Genomic DNA, 21776 nt, shown 5'->3' with positions numbered 1-21776 from the left:
CGAATCAACGCCTGTGGAGACTGCGCTCCCTGTGGATACACCTGTGTCTGCAAAGCGCGTCGTTGAAACAGGAAGCCCCACCCTCAAGCGCGAGCCGTCAGGCGAGCGGTAGGGTGGGGTAGTTCACAGGTCGTACAGCGCCCCGTATTTCGACTCGACGTAGTCGAGGAAGTCGTCGGCGGCGAAGTCCTCGCCGGTCGCCCGCTTCACGAGGTCGTTTGTCTCGTAGCGACGGCCGTGTCGGTGGACGTTCTCGCGGAGCCACTCGCGGAGGTCGCCGAACTCGCCGTCGGCCAGCTTCCCGTCGAGGTCGTCGATGTCCGCATCGGCGGCCGAACACAGCTGGGCGGCCATGACGGAGCCGAGCGAGTAGGTCGGGAAGTAGCCGAAGTTCCCGTACGCCCAGTGGATGTCCTGCAGACAGCCCTCGGAGTCGGTGTCCGGCCGGATGCCGAGATACTCCTCGTACTTGTCGTTCCACGCCTCCGGCACGTCCTCGACGGCGAGGTCGCCGGCGATGAGGTCGCGTTCGAGTTCGAACCGGATGACGATGTGCAGATGGTAGGTCAGCTCGTCCGCCTCGACGCGGATGAGGTTGTCGTCGTACACCTGGTTGGCGGCCTCGTAGGCCTCCTCGACCGTCGCGTCGACCTCGGGGAACCGGTCTTCGAGCGTCGGCAGGAAGTGCCGCCAGAAGGCCCGCGAGCGCCCGACGTGGTTCTCCCAGAGCCGCGACTGCGACTCGTGGACCGAGAGGTTGCGGTTCTCGCCGAGCGGCGTCGCGTAGTGCTCGTCGGGCAGACCGAGCGTGTACAGCGCGTGGCCGAACTCGTGGACGGTCGAGAACAGCGACCCGAGCACGTCGGACTCGTCGTAGCGGGTCGTCACGCGGGCGTCGAACTGCGTCCCCGACGAGAACGGGTGCGGGGCGGTGTCGAGTCGGCCGCGCTCCCACGGGTAGTCGAGCGTCGTGAGCGCGTCGCGGACGAGTTCCTCTTGGTCGTCCTCGGGGAACTCGCCCTCGAAGGCGTCAACCGCGAGGTCCGTGTCGGACTCGCGGATGTCCTCTATCATCGGGACGAGCACCTCGCGCACCTCGGCGAGAATCTCCTCGGCCTGTTCGAGGGGGAGACACGGCTCGTAGTCCTCGAACAGCACCTCGTAGGGGTCGCGGTCGGGGTCGATGTGCTCGGCGTACTTGCGCTTCAGTTCGACGTGTGTCTCCAGATGCGGCGCGAATTTCTCGAAGTCGTCTTCGGCCTTCGCCTGCTTCCACGCCGGGATGGCCTCGGAGGACGCCGCGGAAATCCGCTCGACGAGGTCGTTCGGCACGCGGGCCGCCCGCTCGTAGTCGCGGCGGAGTTCGCGGAGCACGTCGGCCTGCTCGTCGGTCGGGTCGTCGGCCTCGGCCGCGTCGAGGAGGTCGCCGAACTCGTCGTCGGTCAGGAGTTCGTGGCTCACGGCGGAGAGCGCGGACATCTGCTGGGAGCGCGCGGGCGTCCCCTCGTCGGGCATCATGACCTGCTGGTCCCACGAGAGGATGCCGCCCGCGTTCTCGACGTTGGCGATTCGCTTGTACTTCGTGAGGAGTCGGTCGTACGGCGACGCGTCTTCGGTGGAGGATTGTGCCATATGATATTAGGTCGGTCCGGAACCGTAATAAAATGAAGGAGATGCGAATTGTAGTCCGTTGTTGTTCAGTCGGGTGCTATCAGATGTGAAACCTCAAACCCATGGTGAATAGATAGTGTGCCGACTTCGTTCAATCGACAGTGTCGGTTGTTGGGCTTGCTTATTCACCGCGTCGCGAGGTAAGTAACTAGACCTCACTGTTCGCCAACAATTTTCTCATTATGATACCGTAATAACTCGGTCGAAATATGGTGGTCTGAGTCCACGGCTAACTGTCTATCAGAGAGCGCTGAAGTGTGGGTGTGTTCCAATTCAAGTGATTCTGGAGATACACTTACGACACCATTGTCGAAATCCGTGTGATGGTTTGGACACAAGACTAGCATGTTTGATCTTTTGTCTGGTCCACTATGTGGCTCACCGAGGGGGACGATATGGTGAACTTCTGAGTACCGAGTTCCGTCGTTCCGAAGTAACGTGGTTCCACACACCTGGCACTTATCGTCGTAGAGCCCTTTCAACTCGTTGACTATCTCGCGGTCGCGTCGTACTCTGTCGAGGACCGTCTGGTATCTTCCTATGTCTTCGTACAGTTCCGGTTCAACCTGTACTGGGTCGAAGTCTTCTCGTGGGAATGGGTCGGTACGTTGCCTCGTTTTGGTGTCTTCGTCTCTATTCTCTTGCAGCGAGAACTCGTCGCTCCAGATTTCTTCGAAGTAGGAAGGGTTGTACTCTCGTTTTCGGAAGGGCCCTCCCGTTCGGTCGCCAACGTACAGGCAGTCACAGAGCAACTCGTAGAACCCTGTCTTCGTCGTGTGTACGCCCTCCTCGAACCGTGGGAGAATCGATTCGAGCATCAGTTCAGAGTGCTGTCTGAGGACGATAGAGTGCGGCAACAGTGTCTCGATAATCTTCCTCACATTTTGATGGGCAGTGAAATAGACCTGAAAATCGTGCCGCGTCGAGGAACTACCGTAGTCAATGCCTGTCGATTCACAATAGTCTAGTGCATAGTCGACGAGTTGTTTACTCACCCCTGTCAGATGCATTCGTGCAATTGGGTACATCGTGTACCCAATTCGAACTTCGTCCGTTTGCGCAATGCTCGCACGGTAGCGGCAAATTCCATCAAACAAGCCAGCAAACCACTTTTCTGAATACCCAGATCGGCATCGTCCATCTGGCAGAGGAAGCGAGTCCACTTTCGACGGACGGACGTCATACTCGTCGCTGAAGTCCTGCGGTGTGGTGTGATTCCGGCCTCTCGGGCGCCATCCATGACGGAGTTCGTCGCGCGTGATGAGCAATTGATAGACGTCTTCGGCTGTCAACAATTGCCCACCGAACTGGTTGTCAGACAGGCTGGTCACGAACGCTAATTCGTTGGCTAACTGCGCAGAGTGCCCGGCGAGATACTCCTCAAGTTGTTGCAACTCACTATGCTGGTCAAGCAGAAAATACGATATCGAGTAATCACCGTCGACAAATCGAGTGCTGTCGTACGATTGGCTGTCGAGAAACATACCCAGTACGTCACGGCGTGCTGTCGACTCGTAGGTCCGAATTCGGAGCGAAGGACGGACGGTGAATTTATTGTCGGTCTGGGAGTGGATGTTGAATTGTACCCTCCCAGTGGCGTCTAAGAGCCCAGCGACGTACTCCGGAGAAAGGACCTCTTCGGTTTCATTCATTTACCAGATGGTGACAGTATGGTTAAATGATAGTTGTGGTTGAACGTCTCTGTTGACATCCTTCGAGTCGCCGCCACCGGCTACTTGCCTCTCCCCAGGCCCGAAATCACCAATTTGCCACGAGTTCCCGATACGTCTCGTAACACCGCGCCAGCACGTCGAGCGACACGCTCTCGTCTCTCGTGTGCGCCTCGCCGGGTTCGGAGGGACCGTAGACGACGCAGGTCGTGCCCGCCTGCGACAGCCACCCGGCGTCGGTCGCGTGGGGCTTCGTCGTCTGCTCCGGCTCTGCGTCGCCGCGGGCCTCGTGGACCGACCGGGCGGCGTCGAGAACGCGCTCGGCGAAGTCGGCGTCGTCGCACGCCATCGGCGGGAGATCCTGTTCGACGACCCACTCGACGCCCTCGATTTCCGCCGCCAGCGCGAGGTCGGCGAAGCCGCCGGGGACGGTCCGCTCGTCGATGGTCACCTCGCAGTGGTCGGGGATGACGTTCCACGCGCTCCCGCCGTCGATTTCGGTGACGGCGAGGCTCCCCGAGACGGGGTGGCCGAGGACTTCGGCGTCCGGCACCGAGAGGCCGCGGACCACGTCCACGGCGTCGGTCGCGCGGTAGACGGCGTTCTCGCCGCGCTCGGGTTCGCTGGCGTGGCAGGCGGTCCCCGACGCGACGAGGGTGCTCGCCCGGCGGCCCCGGTGGGCGACGACCACGTCCGTCCGGTCGGGGCCGGTGTAGTTCGTCGACCCCTCGGCGACGACGGCGTAGTCGAGTTCGAAGCCGTCGTCGAGCGCCGCGCGGACCCCCTCCCCGCCGAGTTCCTCGCCGACGAACGAGGCGAAGACGACCTCCGAATCGGCGTCTGCGGCCGCGTCGCGGAAGGCGAGCATCGAGGCCGCGACGGCTCCTTTCATGTCCGCCGCCCCGCGGCCGTAGAGGCGGCCGTCGCGGGTCTCGACCACGTAATCGCCGCCGTCGGTGGTCTGCCGGTCGGCCGGTGGGACCACGTCGTGGTGGCCGACGAGGGCGAGCGACGCGCCGACGCCGGGATTGGCGCGGGCGACGACGTTCCCCGCGTCGTCTCTGGTCACGTCGGCGTCGGTCTCCTCGCGGAGCCACGATTCGATGACGTCGCCGACGGCGGTCTCGTCCTCGTGGCTCGGTACCGACACGAGGGTCGCCGTGAGGTCGCGGAGTTCGTCCATGCCGGCCCGTCGGCGGGTCGCCCCAAAAGCGTGTGGCGTCCGGCAGTCCCGCCCCGGGTCCGGCGCGACTGCGGTCGGACGCTCCGAAGATAGCGGCGTTATCAGAATTCGAGAACGCGCGACCCGGCTTATTGCGCGTTCCCCGAACCTCAGCGTATGCGACTCGTCTCGACGTACGAACGGTTGCTCTGGGGAAGCATGGACGCGCTCGGCATCTCGGGTTCGGTCGAGAGAAAGGTCGTCGCCGCCGTCGCAATCCAGTTCGCGGTCTCGCTCGCGCAGGCCGCGCTCCCGTGGGTCGCGACCGGCGCGTTCCGACTCGAACTCTCGGCGCTCCTCCTGTTCGGTGCCGGCCTCGCGTTCGTCAACACGATTATCATCACGCGAAAAGACATCGTCTCGCCAATCGAAGCCATCTCGTCGGCGGCCGCGGGCGTCGCGGCTGGCGACCTGTCGACCCGCCCCCCGGACGTGGCCGGAACCGACGAGGTGGCCCGCCTCGCCGACGACTTCGGCGCGATGCACGACCACCTCCGCGTCGTCGCCTCGCAGGCGGGCGCGCTCGCCGACCAGCGCTTCGACGACCCGGCGCTCGACGAGGACCTGCCGGGCGAGTTCGGCGCGGCGCTCGACCGGATGCAACGCGACCTCGCCGACTACACGCGCAACCTCCAGCACCTCGTGGAGGCGTTCGCCGAGGCGACATCGCGGGCGCAGACGGGCGACCTCACCGCCACCATCGACACCGACGACTGGGGCGTCGACGACGAGCGATACGAGGAGGTCGCGGCGACCTACAACGACCTCGTTTGCACTCTCTCGTCGACCATCGGCGAGGTCCAGTCGTTCGCACAGGAGGTGTCGGAAATGAGTTCGACCGCCCGCGAGCACGTCCGCCGGGCCGACGCCGCCAGCGAGGAAGTCGCCGCCTCGGTCACCGAAATCTCCGACGGCGCGGGGGCGCAGACCGACCACCTCCAGACCGTCTCCGACGAACTCAACACGCTCTCTGCGACCGTCGAGGAGATAGCCGCCTCCGCGGACGAGGTCGCAACCACCGCCGAGACGGCCTCCGAGCGCGGCGAGGTCGGCCGGGACGCGGCGACCGAGGCGATGGAGGAGTTAGACACCGTGGAGGCCCGCATCGACCGCACCGCCGACGCCGTCGCCGAACTCACGGCGAGCATCGAGGAGATAGACGAAATCGCGGCGTTCATCGACCACGTCGGCTCGCAGACCGACCTGCTCGCCATCAACGCGGCCATCGAGGCGGCCCACGCGGGCGAGGCGGGCGACGGCTTCGGCGTCGTCGCACAGGAGGTCAAGTCGCTCGCCGAGGAGACCCGCGACTCGGCCGACGAGGTGTCCGGGCTCATCGCCGACATCACGGCGCACTCCGAGGAGACGCTCGCCGACGTGCGGGAGATGAACCGGCAGGTCACCGACAGTCTGGAGACGGTCACCGAGGCCATCGGCGAGTTCGAGACCATCGTGGACATGGTGACGGACATCGACGCCAGCGTGGCCGAGGTGAGCGCCGCGACCGACCAGCAGGCCGAGTCGGCGGCGGACATCGCCGCCCGCGTCGACGACGTGGCGAACATCTCCGAGGAGACCGCCGGCCAGTCGCGGACCGTCGTCGAGACGGCGCGCGAGCAGTCCGCGTCCATCGGCGACCTCGCGGACCAGACCGAGGTGCTGTCGTCGCAAGCCGCCGACCTCGACGGCCTCGTCGGGTCGTTCGAGGTCGTCAACGGGGAGCGACCCGTCGCGCCGGCCGACGATTGAGTCGAGGGCGCGGGAGGCTGTCAACTACAACCTTATCCGTCACCCGCCCAAACCCACGCGCATGAAAATAGTGCCGGACACGAGCGCGGTCATCGACGGTCGCGTGTCCGAGCGAGTCGACGACGGCACCTACGAGGGTGCCGACGTACTCGTCCCCGAGGCGGTCGTCAGCGAACTCGAATCGCAGGCCAACGACGGCCGTGACACGGGCTGGGAGGGCCTCTCCGAACTCCAGCGTCTCGCGGAGTTCGCCGACGACGGCGTCATCAAGCTCAAATACGTCGGTCGTCGCCCGAGTTCGGGCGAGACGAAAGGTGCCGGCGAGGGCGACATCGACGCGCTCATCCGCGACATCGCCACCGAGCGGTCGGCGACGCTCCTGACCAGCGACGTGGTGCAGGCCGAAGTGGCGAAGGCGAAGGGCGTCTCGGTCGAGTACGTCGAGGCCGCGGTCCGCGGCTCCGGCGGGCTCATCATCGAGCGCTTCTTCGACGACCAGACGATGTCGGTCCACCTCAAGACCGACACCCGCCCGAAGGCCAAACGCGGCGCGGTCGGCGAGATGCACTACCAGCCCATCGCGGACGAGCCGACCGACGAGGCGACGATGAAGGAGTGGGCCGACGACATCATCAACTCCGCCCGCGCCGCCACAGACGGCTTCGTCGAGCTCTCCGAGCCGGGCATGGACATCGTCCAGTTCCGCGACTACCGAATCGCGGTCGCCCGCCCGCCGTTCGCCGACGGCATCGAAATCACCGCCGTCCGCCCCATCGTCAAGACCGAACTCGACGACTACGAGTTCGCCGACGAACTCCGCGACCGACTCGCCGAGCGCCAGCGCGGCGTCCTCATCGCCGGGTCGCCCGGTGCCGGGAAGTCCACGTTCGCGCAGGCGGTCGCCGAGTTCCTCAACGACAGCGACTACGCGGTCAAGACGATGGAGAAGCCGCGCGACCTGCAGGTCGGCCCCGACATCACCCAGTACACCGCCCTCGGCGGCGACATGGCGAAGACGGCCGACTCCCTGCTCCTCGTGCGCCCGGACTACACCATCTACGACGAGGTCAGAAAGACCGAGGACTTCTCGGTGTTCTCGGACATGCGACTGGCGGGCGTCGGCATGGTCGGCGTCGTCCACGCCACCCGCGCCATCGACGCGCTCCAGCGCCTCGTCGGCCGGGTCGAACTCGGCATGATTCCGCAGGTCGTCGACACCGTCGTCTACATCGAGGACGGCGAGGTCCACACGGTGTACGACGTGCGCACCGAGGTGAAGGTACCCGAGGGCCTCTTCGCGGAGGACCTCGCCCGCCCGGTCATCCAGATTCGGGACTTCGAGACCGGCACGCCGAAGTACGAGATTTACACGTTCAACCGGCAGGTCGTCACCGTCCCGCTCGGCGAGGACGGCGAGGAGAAGGAAAGCGGCGTCTCCCGGCTGGCGAAACAGGAGATCGAACGCGAGATTCGCTCCATCGCCCGCGGGCACGTCGACGTCGACCTGCAGGGCCAGAACCGCGCGGTCGTCTACGTCGAAGACGACGACATCTCCTACGTCATCGGGAAGGGCGGCGGCCGCATCTCGGACGTCGAAGACCGCCTCGGCATCGACATCGACGTGCGGACCCACGACGAGAAACCCTCGTCGTCGGGACAGCACGCGGGCGCGAACGCCGGCGGACAGTCCGGTGCGGCCGGCTCCGCGGGCGGGGCCGACGAGGGCGTCGTCGTGACGCCCGAGGTCACCTCGCGGCACGTCGTCGTGCGGATGGACGGCCACGTCGGTGAGACGGTTGAGGTCCGCGCCGACGGGGAGTACCTGTTCACGGCGACGGTCGGCCGCGGCGGCGACATTCAGGTCTCTCGCGGGAGCGCCATCGCCGAGGAACTGGAGAACGCAATCGATAGAAAACAGCGGATTACGGTCGTTCCGGCCTAACAGAACGGCCGAATCGTCGTTTTCGCCGGTCGGGGTTCGAGCGGGTCGACACGTCGCAACTGGTCTCTTCCGACACCGACTGCGAAGCGTGCGGTGGTTCCGCGGCGGTTCTCACTACTCGGCGCAACAGGCCTTTTCTTTGCCGCCGTCGGCTTTGGCCTGCGCCTTTTGCGGCGCGAGATCGGTCAACTGATAGAGGTTCTGTCGGGCGTCGGCGAAGTAGACGTCCTCGTCGACGATACCGATTCCCTCCAGTCGTTCGAGCGCGTAGCGAACGGTTCGCGCCGAGAGCATCGACTCTTCGACGATGCCTTTCTGGGTGAGCGGACCGTTGTATTCGAGCACTTTGAAAACAAGCTTCGCACTCGGTGGGAGGTCGTCGAGACTCTCCTCTTCTGTTCCAGCCATCGTTACGAATCGAAACGCGCTACCAGCATAAACCTTGTTGGCCTGCGACCGGCCGACAACGCTTTACCCGCGGGGCCGCGGGAGGAACGAACGGCTTTTGACGCCGCATATCGCACGGGAACACATGGCCACGGAAACGCAGACCGGACTCTCCAGTCACATTCGCGGAGTGACGGTCACGACACTCGCCTGCCTCGCCGGCATCGCCGCCGCGGTGGTCTCGGGTGCTGTGGTGGGGACGAGTCCCGAGGCCGCGACCAATCAGTTGGCCGTGGGTATCCTCGGGGCGCTCGTCCTTATCCAGTTCCCCGTGCTTCGCGTCGTCGGCGTCGACGTCACCGGGTTCGGCGTGAAGGACTACCTCTACGTGGTGTTTATGACCTTCGCGCTCTGGTTCATCACGTTCGCCATCCTGCTGACCTCGGGTGTTCAGCTCTAACGATGGCCGACGATAGTATCGCCGTCGTCGACTTAGACCGGTGTTCTCCCGACCGCTGTAGCTACGAGTGCTCGAACTTCTGTCCGCCGAATCGGACGGGCAAAGAGTGCATCACGCTCCGCGGCGAGGACGCCGAGCAGGGCGGTCCCGACCAGGTGCGCATCTCCGAGGAAATCTGCCTCGGCGAGACCTGCGGCATCTGCGTCGAGAAGTGCCCCTTCGACGCAATCGAAATCATCAACCTCCCCTCGGAGCTCGACGAGGAGCCGACCCACCGCTACGGCGAGAACGCCTTCTCGCTGTACGGGCTTCCGGTCCCCGAATCCGGCTCGGTGACGGGGATTCTCGGCCCGAACGGTATCGGGAAAACGACCGCCGTCCGCGCCCTCGCGGGCGAGATGGTCCCCAACCTCGGCAACTACGACGAGGAGCCGACGTGGGAGGCCGTCCTCGACCGCTTCCGCGGCACCGAACTCCAGAACTACGTCGAGCAGGTCCGCGACGGCGAGGTCTCCATCGCGCGAAAGCCGCAGTACGTCGACCAGATTCCCAAGCAGTTCGACGGGACGGCCCGCGAACTCCTCGAAGCGACCGACGAGCGCGGCGCGCTCGACTCCTACATCGACCGCCTCGACATCGGTCCCGTCGTCGACAACGACATCGAGACGCTCTCCGGCGGCGAACTCCAGCGGGTCGCCCTCGCGGCGACGCTCGCCCGCGACCGCGACTTCTACTTCCTCGACGAGATTTCGCCGTACCTCGACATCGGCCAGCGCGTCACCGCCGCGCGGCTCATCCGCGAACTCGCGGAGGACGAAGACCGCGCGGTGCTCGTGGTCGAACACGACCTCGCCATCCTCGACCTGCTCGCCGACACGCTCCACGTCGCCTACGGTGAGCCCGGCGCGTACGGTGTCATCACCGACCCCAAGTCGGTCAGAAACGGCATCAACGAGTACCTGAAGGGCTACCTCTCGAACGAGAACATGCGCATCCGCCCGGAGGCCATCACCTTCGAGGAACACGCGCCGCGCGAGACGACGAAGGCCGAACCCCTCGTCGAGTATCCCGACCTCGCCAAGTCCTACGGCGACGGCGAGTTCTCGCTCGACGTGGAGTCCGGCACCATCTACAACGGCGAAGTGCTCGGCATCGTCGGCCCCAACGGTATCGGGAAGTCGACGCTCGCACAGCTCTTCACGGGCGACCTGACGCCCGATATGGGCGAGCTCGACTTCGCGCTCGACATCTCGTACAAGCCGCAGTACATCGAAATCGACCAGCCGATGCGGGTCGACGCGTTCCTCTCGTCTATCACCGACCAGTTCGGCTCGTCGTACTGGAACACCGAAATCGCGAAGCCGCTCCAGCTCAACCGCATCATGGAGCGCAACCTCACCGACCTCTCCGGTGGCGAGCGCCAGCGCGTCGCCATCGCGGCGTGTCTCTCGCAGGACGCCGAACTCTACGTGCTCGACGAACCCTCGGCCCACCTCGACGTCGAACAGCGCGTGCAGGCCACCTCGGCCATCCGCCGCTACGCCGAGAACCACGACGCGACGGTCATGGTCATCGACCACGACATCTACATGATGGACCTGCTGGCGGACCGCCTGATGGTGTTCGACGGCGAGCCGTCCATCGAGGGCCACGCCTCGAAACCGCAGGAGATGCGCGACGGCATGAACGACTTCCTGTCGGACCTCGACATCACGTTCCGCCGCGACGAGCGCACCCAGCGCCCGCGCATCAACAAGCCCGACTCGCAACTCGACCGCGAGCAGAAGCGCGCCGGCGAGTACTACTACGCCGAGTAGCGACCCGGTCGCCCGTTCGCGTTTCCGTCCGCCTCGTTTTCGCTCTCGCTCTCGCTTTCCGTCCGTCTCAGCCGGCCGTTTCCCGCCGACTGCGACCCGGTTACACGCCGCGCCGCGAGTGACCCCGATGTTACTGCGGACGTTTTCACGGCCACGCTCGAAGACGTGGGTATGACGAACGATACCCCATCCAACGGCTCGCTCACGGACGACACCCACCTCGGCCGGGTCGCGCTCCGCGTCGGCTCGCTCGACCGCGTCGTCCCGTTCTACCGCGACGTGGTCGGCCTGACGGTCGAGCGCGAGCGCGACGGTTCGCGGGCGGTCCTCTCGGCCGGCGAGACCCCCGTTGTCGTCCTCGACGAGGACCCCGACGCCCCCGAGCGCGGCCGCCGGGAGGCCGGGCTGTTCCACCTCGCGGTTCGCGTGCCCGACCGGGGCGCGCTCGGCGACGTGCTCTCCCGCGCCCGAACCCGCGCCAGCGACGCCGGTGGGACCCTCTCCGGCGCGTCCGACCACCTCGTCAGCGAGGCGCTGTACTTCCGCGACCCGGAGGGTCACGGCGTCGAGGTCTACCGCGACCGCCCACGCGAGGAGTGGCCGTGGGCCGACGACCGCCGGGTGTCGATGGACACGCTCCCGCTGGACCTCGGTGCGCTCGCCGACGACGCCGCCGGCGACGAGGTCGCGCCCGACGGCACCGACCTCGGCCACGTCCACCTCGAAGTCACCGACGTCTCTCGGTCGCGGGAGTTCTACGTCGACGCGCTCGGCATGCGCGTCCGCGACGAGGGCTACCCCGGCGCGGCGTTCGTCGCCGCCGGCGAGTACCACCACCACGTCGGCCTGAACAGTTGGAACACCCGGAGCGCGCCGGTCGGCGAGGGCCGCGGCATCGAGTGGTTCGAAGTCGTCGTTCCCGACGCCGCGACGCTCGACGCGGTCCGCGAGTCGCTGGCCGCCGCCGGCCACGAGGTCGACGAGGATGGGGTCGACGAGACCGAGTCCGGTGACGGCGACGCGACCGACGCGGCCGACCCGGCCGATTCGTTCGTCGTCTCAGACCCCGACGGAATCGGCGTTCGAGTCGTCCACAGCCGCTGACGCGTCGGTTTTCCCGAACGAACCGTTTTGTCGCTGGTCGCCCAACGGGACGGTATGATATCGAGCGATTCGAGCGAGCGCCGCCGCGGGCTCACCCTCCGGAGCCCGGCGTTCGACGACGGAAGGCGGATACCCCGCACCCACGGCTACGCGACCGAAAACGAGAGTCCGCCGCTCCGAATCGGCGGCGTTCCCCCGGGGACCGCCTCGCTCGCCCTCGTGATGGACGACCCCGACGCGGTGAAGCCCGCGGGCGAGGTGTGGGACCACTGGCTCGTCTGGAACGTCGACCCCGAGACCGACGCCATCGAGGCGGGCGAGACGCCGCCGGGCGCGGTCGAGGGAACCAACAGCTACGGCGAGCGGGGCTACGGCGGCCCCAACCCCCCGGACGGCGAGCACACCTACCGCCTCCTGCTGTACGCGCTCGATGCACCCCTCGACCTCGACGCGGGTGCGACGAAGGCCGACCTGAAGCGCGCCATCGCGGGGCACGTCATCGCCGAGACGCAGTTGGCCGGAAGCTACGCGCCCTGACACGGTCGTTTCGTGAAGTCCGCCGTCACCGACCGCCGTCGGACTCGACGACCGCGCCCGTGCCGGAATCAGCGCCCGACCCTGTCCCTGTCTCCGTGCCGCCATCGCCGTCGCTGTCGCCGCCCGCAAGCGTCACGTCGTAGCCGAAGGCTCGAATCACGTCGAGGTTCGTCCGCACGTGGTCCGTGACGGCGGGAATCCGCAGGCGACCCCCGGCGAGCGCGACCCAGACGAGGAGTTGGTCGGCCATGTGGCGGTCCACGGGCGCGTCGCCGCGGAGCCAGTCGAGGACCGACGCGGCCGCCCGCGACCCGACCGCCTCGGCCGGCGTGCCGCGCTCGCCGGAGGCGTCGAAGCCGGCGACGACCGACTCGGAGCCGTCTCCGCCCCGCGCGACGACGACCACGACCGAGCCGGGAGAGTCGCTTTCGGCCGACGAGACCGCGGCGCGAATCGGGAGGTCGATACCCGTCTCGGCGAGCGCGTCGCGAACCCCCTCGACCTGCCGTTCGGCCACCGCGGCGTCCGCGACCGACTCGCTCGCGACCGAGTAGACCCGAAGTTCGTCGAGGTCACCGCGGCGGTCCAGCGCCAGCGGGGTCGGCTCGGCCGGTTCGATTCGGAGCGAAAGCGTGCCGCCGCCGGCCGGGTAGAAGCCGCGGCGAGGCACCGAGACGCCGAACTCGACGCCGAACATCGAACACAGCGGGCGCTTCACGTACCGGAGGTAGTCCGCCGGCGGCGACCACCGGACGTCGGTACCGCCGGTGACGGTGAGCCGAAGGGGGGCGTCGACGGCGACGGCGGCCGGGAGCACCGTCTCGCAGACGAGCGTCGCGCTCCCGGCGGTGCCGACGGCCGCCTCGACCGGGTCGGTTCGAACGTCGCCGGGCGAAAACCGGAGCGTCGAGGACCCGACCTCGTCGCCGTCGACGTCGGCGTTCGAGACGGCCGCCGCGACCGAGACGCAGGCGACGTGCTGGGCCTTCAGACCCGGCGTCGAGCGGTTCCCCCGCACGTTCGTCATCTCGAACGGCTCGCCGGTGACGACCGAGAGCGCGAGCGCGGTTCTGAGGGGCTGGCCGCCGCCGTTTCGCCCGTCGAGTCGGCGCATTCAGCGGACGACGGTGACGGGACAGGACGCCCGCTCGACGAGTTCCTTAGCGACGCTCCCGACCAGCCCCTCGTAGCGCTTCGAGAGGCCGCGGTGGCCGACGAAGATGCCGTCAGCGCCCGCATCGTCGGCGTAGGCCGGAATCACTTCGACGGGGTCGCCGTAGAGGAGTTCCGCGGCCGCTTCGACGCCCGCGTCGGCGGCGCGTTCGGCGGCCGCCTGCAGGACGCGCTCGGCGCGCGCCTCCGCGTCTTCGAGGCTCTCGGCGACGATTCGATCGCCGGTTCTGGCCACGCCCGCGACGGGTTCCTCGCCGCCTTCGACGAGGACTTGGGGTTCGACCGCGTGGACGACCGTGACCGTCGCACCCAGCGGTTCGAGCATCGAAAGCGCGTGGTCGAGCGCTCTGTCCGCGGCCGCGGAGCCGTCTACTGCAACGACGAAGTTCATACCCGAATACAGGTGCCGAGACGAGAAAAAGGGTGAGACGAGGCGGGATGGGACGAAACGAGACGGGACGGGACGGGACGGGACGGGACGGAACGGAACTCGCGTTCGGGCGCTAGTGGACGAGCCGACTGCAGGTGCCGCAGAGGTTCTCTTCTTTCACGTCGACCTCCCGGACCGTCGGCGAGAAGGACATGACGCATTTGTTGTTGTCGCAGTGTTCGAGGCCGAGGGTGTGGCCGATCTCGTGGACGACCTCCTTTCGCACGCGGTCGGACAGCACCTCTTCGGCGGGCTTGTTCGTGATACCGCCGTCGGTGGAGGTCTGGAGCCGGTAGGTTGAGATGACGGAGCCGTTGCCGTTGAGGTACGCGAGGCCGAAGACGTAGTTTCGGCGGCGGTAGTAGAGGTCCTTCTCGGTGATGCCGATGTTCTTTTCGCCGCGCCCGATGCGGCTCGCCAGCTCGATGAACTGTTCGGCCCGGTACTGGTTTCGGCTCCGGTCGAACGCGCCCTCGGGTATCGCCTGATTCGAGTGCACGCTCACGTCGCAGTCGTAGACGGAGCGGAGTCCGGCGGATGCCTCCCGCTTGACGGCCGCAGAAATATCCCCGATAGGCACGATATCGACGAGCATGCGAGGGATTAAGCGGGGGCGCTTCATAAATATCCCGACGTGAAAAAATCGCTTCGCGACGCGCTCGTCGCACGGTTGTCGGGGTACGACCGCGCGGTCGAAGTCGGGGTCGGCCGGGAGCCGTCGGTGGCGGCCGCCCTCGCCGCCCGCGGGGTCGACGTGGTCGCCGTCGACGTCCGCGACTTTCCCGTCCCCGACGGCGTCTCGTTCGTCCGCGACGACGTGTTCGCCCGCGCCGACGCCGCCGACCTCGGTCCCTACGCCGACGCCGACGTCGTCTACGCGCTGAACGTCCCCGTCGAACTCCACCGACCCGCCGCCGAGGTCGCCCGCCGCGCCGACGCCGACTTCCTGTTCACCACGCTCGGCTACGACGAGCCGTCGGTTCCGGTCGCCCGCGAGTCGCTTCCGGGCGATACCCTGTACGCCGCCGAGCGCGGGCGGTCGCCCCGGCCCGGTCGGTCCCGAGAGTAACCGCGACCCGGTCGGTCCCGAGAGTAACCGCGACCCGGTCGGTCCCAAGGGTAAGGCACTTGCCCGCTCGTCGCGGGCTTCCGGTATGCACGCGGACGCTGTCGTCCTCGATATCGACGGAGTGCTCGTCGACGTCGCCGACTCCTACCGGCGCGCCATCGTCGAATCCGTGGACCGACACTACGGTACGACCATCACCCGCGACGAGGTCCAACTGTTCAAGGACGCCGGCGGCTTCAACAACGACTGGGAACTCACGTACGCGGCGGCGCTGTCCGTCCTCGCCGACCGTGAGGCCGACCTGTCGGTCGCCGAGTTCACCGACGAAATCGAGGCCCGCGGCGGCGGTCTCGACGCCGCCGAGGCGACCGTCGAAGCTCTACTTTCCGACCCGAGCGTCGTCTTCGACGAGTGGGACCCCGAGGCGCTCCGCGAGACGTTTCAGGCGCTCTACCTCGGGAGCGATCTTTACCGCGACCTCGAAGGCGGCGAGCCGCCGTTCGAGGCCCCCGGCTACATCAACGACGAACCCGTGCTTCTCCGTCGGGAGACGCTCGACGCCCTCGGCGACCGCGAACTCGGCGTCGTCACGGGCCGCCCCGGTGCCGAGGCGGACATCGCACTCGACCGCGTCGGCCTCGACGTGGCCGACGACCACCGGTTCACGATGGACGACTGGGAGGAGGGCAAGCCGCACCCCGCCGCGCTCGTGACGGTCGCAGAGCGCCTCGGAGCCGACTCGGTCGTCTTCGTCGGCGACACCCTCGACGACGTGAAGACGGCGCTGAACGCCGACGCCGCGGACCCCGACCGCGTCTACTACGGCGTCGGCGTCCTCTCGGGCGGGCTGACCGGCGACGACGGCCGACAGAAGTTCTCCGAAATCGGCGCGGCCGCCGTCGTCGAGGACGTGAACGAGGTTCCGGACCTGCTCGACTAATGGCGCAGACGCTGACTCAGACTCCCGTTTCGACGCCGGAGGCTCGCTGATGGGACACCTTCGCGCCTTCGTCGTCACGCTCCTCGCGCTCGATGCGGTCGTGGTCGTCGCGGGGACGTACCTCCTCCCGCCGGACCCCGTCACGCAGTTGTTCCTCGTCGGGCCGCTCCTCCTTTTCGCCCCGGTGGTCGCGTGGTGGCTCGTCTACCGCGACGGCTTCGAGCGGGTGCAGGCGCTCGTCGAGTCCGACGGCGACGGTCGGTGACTCGCCCCCGGCGAACACAGGCAGAACCCACCGGTCGCACAACCCTTTAGGTCGGCTCGGTCCGGAGGTGTGGGTATGCGAATCGCACTCCTCGGTGGGACCGGCGACATCGGCGAGGGCCTCGCCCTCCGCTGGGCCTACCACACCGACCACGAGGTCATCGTCGGGTCGCGCGACCCCGACAAAGCCCGCGAGAAGGCCGACGAGTACGAGACCGAACTCTCCAGTCGCGGCCGCGACGTGAAGGTAAACGGCTTCACGAACGAGATGGCCGCCGACCGCGCCTCCGTGGTCGTCCTCGCCGTGCCGCCGTACCACGTCTCCGACACCGTCGCGGCCGTTTCCGAGTCGCTCTCCGAGGGCGACGTGCTCGTCACGCCCGCGGCGGGCATGAATCGCGACGACGACGGCTTCCACTACCACCCGCCGAAGGCGGGGAGCGTGACGGCGCTCGTCGCCGACGCGGCCCCCGACGACGTGCCGGTCGTGGGCGCGTTCCACAACCTCGCGGCCGGCCGACTGGCCGACCTCGACGCCGACCTCGGTATCGACACGCTCCTCGTCGCCGACGACGGGGACGCGAAGGAGACGGTGCGCCTGCTCGCCGAGGGTATCGACGGCCTCCGCGCGCTCGACGGCGGCGGCCTCGCCAACGCCCCCGAAATCGAGGGCATCACACCGCTTCTCATCAACGTCGCGCGGAACAACGACGGCCTGCACGACCTCGGCATCCAGTTCAGGTAGCGCCGTCCGACCCGCGTCCGAATCCAGTTCTCACGACAGTTCTGACCGCGGTACCGTCGCCGCCTCCCCGTAGAGCGTCCGCGCCACGAGCAGTCCGACGACGACGATGAGCGCGACGCAGGCGAGGTACTCGACGCGAAAGCCGACCACCTCGGCCAGCGGGACGGCCACGAGCGGGCCGAGCGTCGACCCCGAGTCGCCGAAGACGTTGTAGACGCCGCCGAGTTTGCCCACGTCGTCGGCCGGGCTGAGGTCGCCGAGATAGGCCAACAGCGGCGGGTTCGACCCGCCGACGCCGACGCCGATGAGCGCCACGCCCGCGAGCGTCGAGGGGAGCGTCGGCACGAGCGCCAACAGCGCGAACCCGGCCGCGAGGACGCCCAACGCGGGGAGCGTCAGCGCCGCGCGGTTCGACAGGCGGTCGGAGTACCGCCCGACGGCGAGCGTCGTGACGCTCGACGCGGCGACGCCGACGGCCATCACGACGCCGCTGACCCCCGCCCCCGAGAGGCCGCCGAGCGAGATGTCGTTCGCCGTCGCGTACAGCACGGCCGTCGAGAGGAGGACGCCCGCAAACAGAAACCGGACGGCGAAGTTGACGGTGCCGACGGTGAAGATGCGGATGTCCGAGCCGACCAGTCGCGGTACGTCGCGGAGCGAACTCGCCGCCGTCACGTCGGTCTTCACGTCCGGAAGGACGGAGATGGCGACGAGGGCGGCGAACAGGCCCGCGCACCCCGCGACGGCGAACGCGGTGGCGTAGCCGAACGCGTCGGTGACGAGACCGCCGACGACGAGGCCCGCGGGGAAGCCGAGGCTCTGCCCGCCACGCATGTAGCCGACCCACTTCCCGCGGTTTTCGTCCGAGGTGACGTGCGTGATGGTGCTGAACGCGCCGACGAAGACGAACGCCGAGCCGACGCCCCAGCAGGCCCGCGACAGGAGGAAGACAGTCGCACTGTCGAGCGGAATCGGCCCGGGGTCCAGCCCGAGGACGTAGCCGAACGGCGACAGCCCCTGCACGACGAACCCGGCTATCATCGGCCGGCGCGTCCCCATCCGGTCGAGTATCTGCCCGGCGGGCGTGTTCACGACCAGTCGGGTGAACCGGTTCGCCGAGAGGATGAGACCGACCACGAACGGGCTGATGCCGATGATGGGACCGAGCGTCGGGAGCGTCGGGAAGGCGACGCCCGCGCCGACGCCGCCGAAGAAGACGCCCGCGATGAGGCTCCCGGCGACGAACTCGACTGACGGCTCGTCGCCGCCGAACAGCCGACTCACGCGGCCGACCCTCGGGAGAGGAGCGCGGCGCGGTGAGGTGTGTGGTGCGCGGGAACGGACCGGCGGACACGGGTTCGGGGGGCGTGCATCGAGAGAGTGCGCTATCGTGGGTGCACGCTCTTGGTGTTTTGCAATCGGGCCGTCTCGTCCGGGAACTGCCGGCGGTGAGGGGCGGTCGCAGTCGCGGTTGCGGTCGCGGTCGCGGTCGCGGGGTGCCGTCGTAGAGAGCCTCGCGGTCGTCTCAGAACCGCGTTTTCAGCTCTTCGCGCAGGTCGTCGAGCGAGGCGTCCTTCATCGACAGCAGGACGAGCAGGTGGTAGACGAGGTCGGCGCTCTCGTAGCGCAGTTCCTCGCGGTCGTCGTCCTTGGCGGCGAGGATGGTCTCCGTCGTCTCCTCGCCGAGCTTTTCGAGGACGTAGTTCTCGCCTTTCTCGTGGGTGAACAGCGTCGTCGTGTAGGAGTCCTCGGGAAGGTCGGCCTTGCGCGACTCGATGGTCGCAAAGAGTTCGTCTAAGACCTCGTCGGTCGGGGTGTCGGCGTCCATGGTCGCACGACGGGCGGGCGCGGAAAAAGACCCTCTGGTTCCGGCGGGCGGGCGGCCAGACCGTCGGTCGGACGGGTGGCCCCCACCCGGTTGGACGGGTGACCCGCGCCCGGCCGAAAGGCCGCTCAGGCGTCGGCTTCGACCGCGAGTTCGTCGAAGAGCGCGAGGTCGTGGAGGCGGCTGTCGGGCGTCAGCTCGGGGTGGAACGAGGTGCCGACGACGGGGCCGTCGCGGACGGCGACAGGGGTGCCGTCCCACTCGGCGAGCACCTCCACGCCCTCGCCGACCTCGTCGATGAGGGGCGCGCGGATGAACACCGCGGGGAACGGCGAGTCGAGGCCGGCTACGTCCAGCGGGGCCTCGAAGCTGTCGACCTGTCGGCCGAAGGCGTTGCGGTCGACCGTCACGTCGAGGAGGTCGAGCGTGGTCACGCGGTCGTCCTTGGCGTCGCGGGAGGCGACGATGAGGCCGGCGCAGGTGGCGAGTACGGGCTTTCCGGCGTCGACGTGGGCGCGAATCTCGTCGGCGATGCCCTCGCGGTCGAGGAGCCGGGAGATGGTCGTGGACTCCCCGCCCGGCATGAGCAACACGTCGCAGTCGGGGACGAGGCCGTCGCTTCGGATTTCGACGATTTCGGCGTCGACGCCGTGGGCGTCGGCGGCCCGCTCGACGGCGTCGGCGTGTTCGGTCACGTCGCCCTGCACGGCGACGACGCCGGCGCGTAGCGTAGTCATGGACGAGTCTCGGGAAGCCGCAGACAAAAAGCGTCCGTTCGGCGGTCGGCGGTCGGCAGTCAGAACGCGAGCGAGTTCAGCACCAGCACGCCGATGCCGAACAGCGCTCCCGCGGCGAAGACGGTTTTGGGGTCGATTCGAATCGCGTTACGGTCCTCCGCGTCGAAGTAGCGGACGAGGCCCGCGCTCGACATCAGACCGCCGCTGTTCTGGCCCTTGCTCATGTTCCACCGTCCGTGCGTCCGCCGCCTAAACGTTTCGGCTCGCTTCGGAGCCGGGCGGCGCGCGGTCGGGACGACCACCCGAATCGCCGGCGAACGCGTTCCTCTTTCGACCCGGTTGCGGGCGTCTCAGCGCTTGATGACGGTGAAATCGCCCGGAACGGTCGCGCCGCACAACCGGAGAGCCAAGGGCCCATGAGTAATCCTTATGCGCGGGGGCGGGTAAGATGCGTCGGGATACGATGACTGTTCGACTCTTGGACTTCTACGCGGACTGGTGCGGCCCTTGTAAGACGCAGGACCCGATTCTCGACGAACTCGAAGGCGACTACGAGAGCGTCGAGTTCGTCAAGGTCGACGTCGACGAGGAACAGGATGTGGCCAACCAGTATCAGGTTCGCTCGCTCCCGACGCTCATCGTCGAGAACGACGACGGCATCGTCGACCGATTCGTGGGTGTCACCCAGCGCGACGACATCGAATCGGCGCTGAGCCAGGCCGGCGCGTAAGCGCGCCGCGAACCGCCGCGTTTTCCGACACATCCGGACGACCGCCGAGCGGCCCGCGAGCGCCGGCGGTGTGTCTCGCAAGCGTTATACGACCGGCGGCGGGAGTCGTATGCATGGCTAGTGACGCTGCGACGAAGCGGACGCTCGAGAAGCAGATCTGCATGCGATGCAACGCGCGGAACCCCCAGAAGGCCAAGCAGTGCCGGAAGTGCGGCTACAAGCACCTTCGACCCAAGTCGAAGGAACGCCGCGCCGCGTAAGCCCGCACGCGTTTCTCTCAGGCGTCTCGCCGATACAGTTCGAACAGGACCGCGAGCAGTGCGAGCTGGACGAGTTTGTCCGCGACGCCGCCGATGCCGAAGATATCCGGCCAGTTCAACGCGACGTAGAGGACGACCTGCCCGACCGTAAAGGGGATACCGAGCAACACCACCCGCGAGCGGAGGCGCTCGTCGCCGCGGAGGACGCCGACGATGCCCGCGGCGAACCCCGCGGCGGCCCCGATGAACGCGATTCCGAGCGGGTCGGCGAGGTCCGCGGCCAGCGCGCCCGCGCCGAAGACGAGGTGAATCACGCCGGTCACGGCCGCGAGGCCGACGCCGACGTAGTGCAGTCGCGTCAGGTCGCCGCCCGCGTCCCCGGTCGCGTCGGTCGCCATCTCAGTCCTCCGGGTACTTCGGCTCGCGCCGCTCCGCGCGTTCGATGGCGCGTTCGAGCGCGTCCCGGACGGTGTCGCCGCCGGCCTCGTTCTCGAAGGGGTCGCCGTGACCGGCGTACAGCGCCTCGACCGTCGAGGGCAGGCGGTCTAACAGCGTGTGCAGGCTACTGATGAGGCGCTCGCGGGACTGCCCCGGAATGTCGGTGCGGCCGAAACTGCCGTCGTCGAACGCGCCGTCGTTGTAGACGAACACGTCGCCCGAAAACAGCGACCGGCCGCTCACGAGCGAGACGTGGTCGTCGGCGTGGCCGGGCGTGTAGACGACCTCGAACGATTCGTCGCCCATCTCGACGCGGTCGCCGTCTCCGAGTTCGTGGGTCCGAAGCGGGTGGTCGGCGTAGGCGTACACGTCGGGGTCGAACCGCTCGACGACGGCGTCGAGTTCGCCCACGTGGTCGGAGTGCTGATGGGTGACAACCACGGCGTCGAGGTCGTCCGTGTGTTCGGCGACGACCGCCTCGACGCCCGGCATCGTCCCGGCGTCGACGAGGACGGTTCGCTCGCCGAGGACGAGGTAGGCGTTGCAGGTGAACGTCTCGGCGTCGGCGGTGACTGAGATGACTTCCATACCGTCCCGTACGCGCCC

General features: G+C 67.6%; 25 protein-coding genes and 1 pseudogene. 13 read left to right on the top strand and 13 right to left on the bottom strand.

Annotated features, from left to right (window positions below; all coding sequences use genetic code 11):
- Positions 1 to 112, top strand: a pseudogene (locus ACFQI8_RS07555) (RNA-guided endonuclease InsQ/TnpB family protein); the annotation flags it as partial.
- Positions 113 to 123: 11 nt separating this feature from the next.
- On the opposite strand, the gene ACFQI8_RS07550 reads toward ACFQI8_RS07555, so the two are convergent.
- The 3 genes from ACFQI8_RS07550 to ACFQI8_RS07540 form a co-directional block, all read right to left on the bottom strand.
- On the bottom strand, positions 124 to 1632 hold the full coding sequence (locus ACFQI8_RS07550) for a carboxypeptidase M32 (RefSeq protein WP_390243741.1): 1509 nt from the start codon (positions 1630 to 1632) through the stop codon (positions 124 to 126).
- 194 nt (positions 1633 to 1826) lie between these two features.
- Positions 1827 to 3323, bottom strand: a complete 1497-nt coding sequence (locus tag ACFQI8_RS07545; protein WP_390243740.1) for an HNH endonuclease — start codon at positions 3321 to 3323, stop codon at positions 1827 to 1829.
- A 106-nt stretch (positions 3324 to 3429) separates the two neighbouring features.
- Positions 3430 to 4524, bottom strand: coding sequence for a M20 family metallopeptidase (locus tag ACFQI8_RS07540; protein ID WP_390243739.1), 1095 nt, complete (start codon positions 4522 to 4524; stop codon positions 3430 to 3432).
- 156 nt (positions 4525 to 4680) lie between these two features.
- Here ACFQI8_RS07540 and ACFQI8_RS07535 point away from each other — a divergent pair, with 156 nt between their 5' ends.
- Both ACFQI8_RS07535 and ACFQI8_RS07530 read left to right on the top strand, forming a co-directional pair.
- The gene (locus tag ACFQI8_RS07535; protein ID WP_390243738.1) at positions 4681 to 6312 is read left to right on the top strand and encodes a methyl-accepting chemotaxis protein; all 1632 of its coding nucleotides are present in this window, start codon (positions 4681 to 4683) and stop codon (positions 6310 to 6312) included.
- A gap of 61 nt (positions 6313 to 6373) precedes the next feature.
- Positions 6374 to 8254, top strand: a complete 1881-nt coding sequence (locus ACFQI8_RS07530) for a PINc/VapC family ATPase (RefSeq protein WP_390243737.1) — start codon at positions 6374 to 6376, stop codon at positions 8252 to 8254.
- Positions 8255 to 8368: 114 nt separating this feature from the next.
- Here the strand turns inward: ACFQI8_RS07530 and ACFQI8_RS07525 are convergent, their stop codons facing one another.
- Positions 8369 to 8662: a MarR family transcriptional regulator gene (locus ACFQI8_RS07525; RefSeq protein ID WP_049917911.1), complete on the bottom strand. Its 294-nt coding sequence runs from the start codon at positions 8660 to 8662 to the stop codon at positions 8369 to 8371.
- 124 nt (positions 8663 to 8786) lie between these two features.
- Here ACFQI8_RS07525 and ACFQI8_RS07520 point away from each other — a divergent pair, with 124 nt between their 5' ends.
- From ACFQI8_RS07520 to ACFQI8_RS07505, 4 genes are all read left to right on the top strand, one after another.
- The gene (locus ACFQI8_RS07520) at positions 8787 to 9101 is read left to right on the top strand and encodes an EMC6-like membrane protein (protein ID WP_390243736.1); all 315 of its coding nucleotides are present in this window, start codon (positions 8787 to 8789) and stop codon (positions 9099 to 9101) included.
- A gap of 2 nt (positions 9102 to 9103) precedes the next feature.
- Entirely contained in the window at positions 9104 to 10918 is a 1815-nt protein-coding gene (locus ACFQI8_RS07515; protein WP_390243735.1) for a ribosome biogenesis/translation initiation ATPase RLI, read from the top strand.
- Positions 10919 to 11089: 171 nt separating this feature from the next.
- A complete protein-coding gene (locus ACFQI8_RS07510; protein ID WP_390243734.1) occupies positions 11090 to 12022 on the top strand; it encodes a VOC family protein in 933 nt (310 codons plus the stop codon).
- A 54-nt stretch (positions 12023 to 12076) separates the two neighbouring features.
- Positions 12077 to 12559: a YbhB/YbcL family Raf kinase inhibitor-like protein gene (locus tag ACFQI8_RS07505; RefSeq protein ID WP_390243733.1), complete on the top strand. Its 483-nt coding sequence runs from the start codon at positions 12077 to 12079 to the stop codon at positions 12557 to 12559.
- Positions 12560 to 12584: 25 nt separating this feature from the next.
- Here ACFQI8_RS07505 and rtcA read toward each other — a convergent pair whose 3' ends face one another.
- From rtcA to ACFQI8_RS07490, 3 genes are all read right to left on the bottom strand, one after another.
- Positions 12585 to 13673, bottom strand: coding sequence for an RNA 3'-terminal phosphate cyclase (gene rtcA, locus ACFQI8_RS07500; protein ID WP_390243732.1), 1089 nt, complete (start codon positions 13671 to 13673; stop codon positions 12585 to 12587).
- On the bottom strand, positions 13674 to 14123 hold the full coding sequence (locus ACFQI8_RS07495) for a universal stress protein (RefSeq protein WP_390243731.1): 450 nt from the start codon (positions 14121 to 14123) through the stop codon (positions 13674 to 13676).
- Between the two features lie 112 nt (positions 14124 to 14235).
- Positions 14236 to 14757: an archaemetzincin family Zn-dependent metalloprotease gene (locus ACFQI8_RS07490; RefSeq protein ID WP_390243730.1), complete on the bottom strand. Its 522-nt coding sequence runs from the start codon at positions 14755 to 14757 to the stop codon at positions 14236 to 14238.
- Between the two features lie 39 nt (positions 14758 to 14796).
- Here ACFQI8_RS07490 and ACFQI8_RS07485 point away from each other — a divergent pair, with 39 nt between their 5' ends.
- From ACFQI8_RS07485 to npdG, 4 genes are all read left to right on the top strand, one after another.
- Positions 14797 to 15231 (top strand): UPF0146 family protein, encoded by a 435-nt coding sequence (locus ACFQI8_RS07485; protein WP_390243729.1) that lies wholly within the window; start codon positions 14797 to 14799, stop codon positions 15229 to 15231.
- An 85-nt stretch (positions 15232 to 15316) separates the two neighbouring features.
- Positions 15317 to 16171 (top strand): TIGR01548 family HAD-type hydrolase, encoded by an 855-nt coding sequence (locus ACFQI8_RS07480; protein ID WP_390243728.1) that lies wholly within the window; start codon positions 15317 to 15319, stop codon positions 16169 to 16171.
- Positions 16172 to 16220: 49 nt separating this feature from the next.
- Positions 16221 to 16436, top strand: coding sequence for a DUF7534 family protein (locus tag ACFQI8_RS07475; RefSeq protein WP_390243727.1), 216 nt, complete (start codon positions 16221 to 16223; stop codon positions 16434 to 16436).
- A gap of 75 nt (positions 16437 to 16511) precedes the next feature.
- Positions 16512 to 17180 (top strand): NADPH-dependent F420 reductase, encoded by a 669-nt coding sequence (npdG, locus tag ACFQI8_RS07470; RefSeq protein WP_390243726.1) that lies wholly within the window; start codon positions 16512 to 16514, stop codon positions 17178 to 17180.
- A 30-nt stretch (positions 17181 to 17210) separates the two neighbouring features.
- On the opposite strand, the gene ACFQI8_RS07465 is transcribed toward npdG, so the two are convergent.
- The 4 genes from ACFQI8_RS07465 to ACFQI8_RS07450 all read right to left on the bottom strand — a co-directional run bounded on the left by ACFQI8_RS07465 (position 17211) and on the right by ACFQI8_RS07450 (position 19966).
- Positions 17211 to 18464 (bottom strand): MFS transporter, encoded by a 1254-nt coding sequence (locus ACFQI8_RS07465; protein WP_390243725.1) that lies wholly within the window; start codon positions 18462 to 18464, stop codon positions 17211 to 17213.
- Between the two features lie 241 nt (positions 18465 to 18705).
- Positions 18706 to 19008 (bottom strand): phosphoribosyl-ATP diphosphatase, encoded by a 303-nt coding sequence (gene hisE / locus ACFQI8_RS07460; RefSeq protein ID WP_390243724.1) that lies wholly within the window; start codon positions 19006 to 19008, stop codon positions 18706 to 18708.
- Between the two features lie 125 nt (positions 19009 to 19133).
- Complete coding sequence (pdxT, locus tag ACFQI8_RS07455; protein WP_390243723.1) at positions 19134 to 19742, bottom strand: pyridoxal 5'-phosphate synthase glutaminase subunit PdxT; 609 nt, start codon at positions 19740 to 19742, stop codon at positions 19134 to 19136.
- Positions 19743 to 19801: 59 nt separating this feature from the next.
- The gene (locus tag ACFQI8_RS07450; RefSeq protein ID WP_007274930.1) at positions 19802 to 19966 is read right to left on the bottom strand and encodes a preprotein translocase subunit Sec61beta; all 165 of its coding nucleotides are present in this window, start codon (positions 19964 to 19966) and stop codon (positions 19802 to 19804) included.
- Positions 19967 to 20205: 239 nt separating this feature from the next.
- On the opposite strand from ACFQI8_RS07450, the gene trxA reads away from it, so the two are divergent.
- Together trxA and ACFQI8_RS07440 are read left to right on the top strand one after the other, a co-directional pair.
- Positions 20206 to 20472 carry a thioredoxin gene (trxA, locus tag ACFQI8_RS07445; protein ID WP_049917914.1) on the top strand — a complete coding sequence of 89 codons (267 nt, stop codon included), beginning with the start codon at positions 20206 to 20208 and terminating at the stop codon, positions 20470 to 20472.
- Between the two features lie 113 nt (positions 20473 to 20585).
- Entirely contained in the window at positions 20586 to 20732 is a 147-nt protein-coding gene (locus ACFQI8_RS07440; protein WP_004044485.1) for a 50S ribosomal protein L40e, read from the top strand.
- A 17-nt stretch (positions 20733 to 20749) separates the two neighbouring features.
- On the opposite strand, the gene ACFQI8_RS07435 is transcribed toward ACFQI8_RS07440, so the two are convergent.
- Entirely contained in the window at positions 20750 to 21130 is a 381-nt protein-coding gene (locus ACFQI8_RS07435) for a hypothetical protein (RefSeq protein ID WP_390243722.1), read from the bottom strand.
- Between the two features lies 1 nt (position 21131).
- Positions 21132 to 21758: an MBL fold metallo-hydrolase gene (locus ACFQI8_RS07430; protein WP_390243721.1), complete on the bottom strand. Its 627-nt coding sequence runs from the start codon at positions 21756 to 21758 to the stop codon at positions 21132 to 21134.
- Positions 21759 to 21776 lie beyond the last annotated feature (18 nt).

Origin of the sequence: Haloferax chudinovii (assembly GCF_042663345.1) — an archaeon.
GTDB classification, from domain to species: Archaea; Halobacteriota; Halobacteria; order Halobacteriales; family Haloferacaceae; genus Haloferax; species Haloferax chudinovii.
Note: the sequence above shows the minus strand (reverse complement) of the source record. Positions and strands in the feature narration are given on the sequence as shown.

Excerpts from the sequence above, each read along its gene's own strand:
- ACFQI8_RS07550 (WP_390243741.1), bottom strand. The coding sequence starts at position 1,632 with ATGGCACAATCCTCCACCGAAGACGCGTCGCCGTACGACCGACTCCTC.
- ACFQI8_RS07545 (WP_390243740.1), bottom strand. The coding sequence starts at position 3,323 with ATGAATGAAACCGAAGAGGTCCTTTCTCCGGAGTACGTCGCTGGGCTC.
- ACFQI8_RS07540 (WP_390243739.1), bottom strand. The coding sequence starts at position 4,524 with ATGGACGAACTCCGCGACCTCACGGCGACCCTCGTGTCGGTACCGAGC.
- ACFQI8_RS07535 (WP_390243738.1), top strand. The coding sequence starts at position 4,681 with ATGCGACTCGTCTCGACGTACGAACGGTTGCTCTGGGGAAGCATGGAC.
- ACFQI8_RS07530 (WP_390243737.1), top strand. The coding sequence starts at position 6,374 with ATGAAAATAGTGCCGGACACGAGCGCGGTCATCGACGGTCGCGTGTCC.
- ACFQI8_RS07525 (WP_049917911.1), bottom strand. The coding sequence starts at position 8,662 with ATGGCTGGAACAGAAGAGGAGAGTCTCGACGACCTCCCACCGAGTGCG.
- ACFQI8_RS07520 (WP_390243736.1), top strand. The coding sequence starts at position 8,787 with ATGGCCACGGAAACGCAGACCGGACTCTCCAGTCACATTCGCGGAGTG.
- ACFQI8_RS07515 (WP_390243735.1), top strand. The coding sequence starts at position 9,104 with ATGGCCGACGATAGTATCGCCGTCGTCGACTTAGACCGGTGTTCTCCC.
- ACFQI8_RS07510 (WP_390243734.1), top strand. The coding sequence starts at position 11,090 with ATGACGAACGATACCCCATCCAACGGCTCGCTCACGGACGACACCCAC.
- ACFQI8_RS07505 (WP_390243733.1), top strand. The coding sequence starts at position 12,077 with ATGATATCGAGCGATTCGAGCGAGCGCCGCCGCGGGCTCACCCTCCGG.
- rtcA (WP_390243732.1), bottom strand. The coding sequence starts at position 13,673 with ATGCGCCGACTCGACGGGCGAAACGGCGGCGGCCAGCCCCTCAGAACC.
- ACFQI8_RS07495 (WP_390243731.1), bottom strand. The coding sequence starts at position 14,123 with ATGAACTTCGTCGTTGCAGTAGACGGCTCCGCGGCCGCGGACAGAGCG.
- ACFQI8_RS07490 (WP_390243730.1), bottom strand. The coding sequence starts at position 14,757 with ATGCTCGTCGATATCGTGCCTATCGGGGATATTTCTGCGGCCGTCAAG.
- ACFQI8_RS07480 (WP_390243728.1), top strand. The coding sequence starts at position 15,317 with ATGCACGCGGACGCTGTCGTCCTCGATATCGACGGAGTGCTCGTCGAC.
- ACFQI8_RS07475 (WP_390243727.1), top strand. The coding sequence starts at position 16,221 with ATGGGACACCTTCGCGCCTTCGTCGTCACGCTCCTCGCGCTCGATGCG.
- npdG (WP_390243726.1), top strand. The coding sequence starts at position 16,512 with ATGCGAATCGCACTCCTCGGTGGGACCGGCGACATCGGCGAGGGCCTC.
- hisE (WP_390243724.1), bottom strand. The coding sequence starts at position 19,008 with ATGGACGCCGACACCCCGACCGACGAGGTCTTAGACGAACTCTTTGCG.
- pdxT (WP_390243723.1), bottom strand. The coding sequence starts at position 19,742 with ATGACTACGCTACGCGCCGGCGTCGTCGCCGTGCAGGGCGACGTGACC.
- ACFQI8_RS07450 (WP_007274930.1), bottom strand. The coding sequence starts at position 19,966 with ATGAGCAAGGGCCAGAACAGCGGCGGTCTGATGTCGAGCGCGGGCCTC.
- trxA (WP_049917914.1), top strand. The coding sequence starts at position 20,206 with ATGACTGTTCGACTCTTGGACTTCTACGCGGACTGGTGCGGCCCTTGT.
- ACFQI8_RS07440 (WP_004044485.1), top strand. The coding sequence starts at position 20,586 with ATGGCTAGTGACGCTGCGACGAAGCGGACGCTCGAGAAGCAGATCTGC.
- ACFQI8_RS07435 (WP_390243722.1), bottom strand. The coding sequence starts at position 21,130 with ATGGCGACCGACGCGACCGGGGACGCGGGCGGCGACCTGACGCGACTG.
- ACFQI8_RS07430 (WP_390243721.1), bottom strand. The coding sequence starts at position 21,758 with ATGGAAGTCATCTCAGTCACCGCCGACGCCGAGACGTTCACCTGCAAC.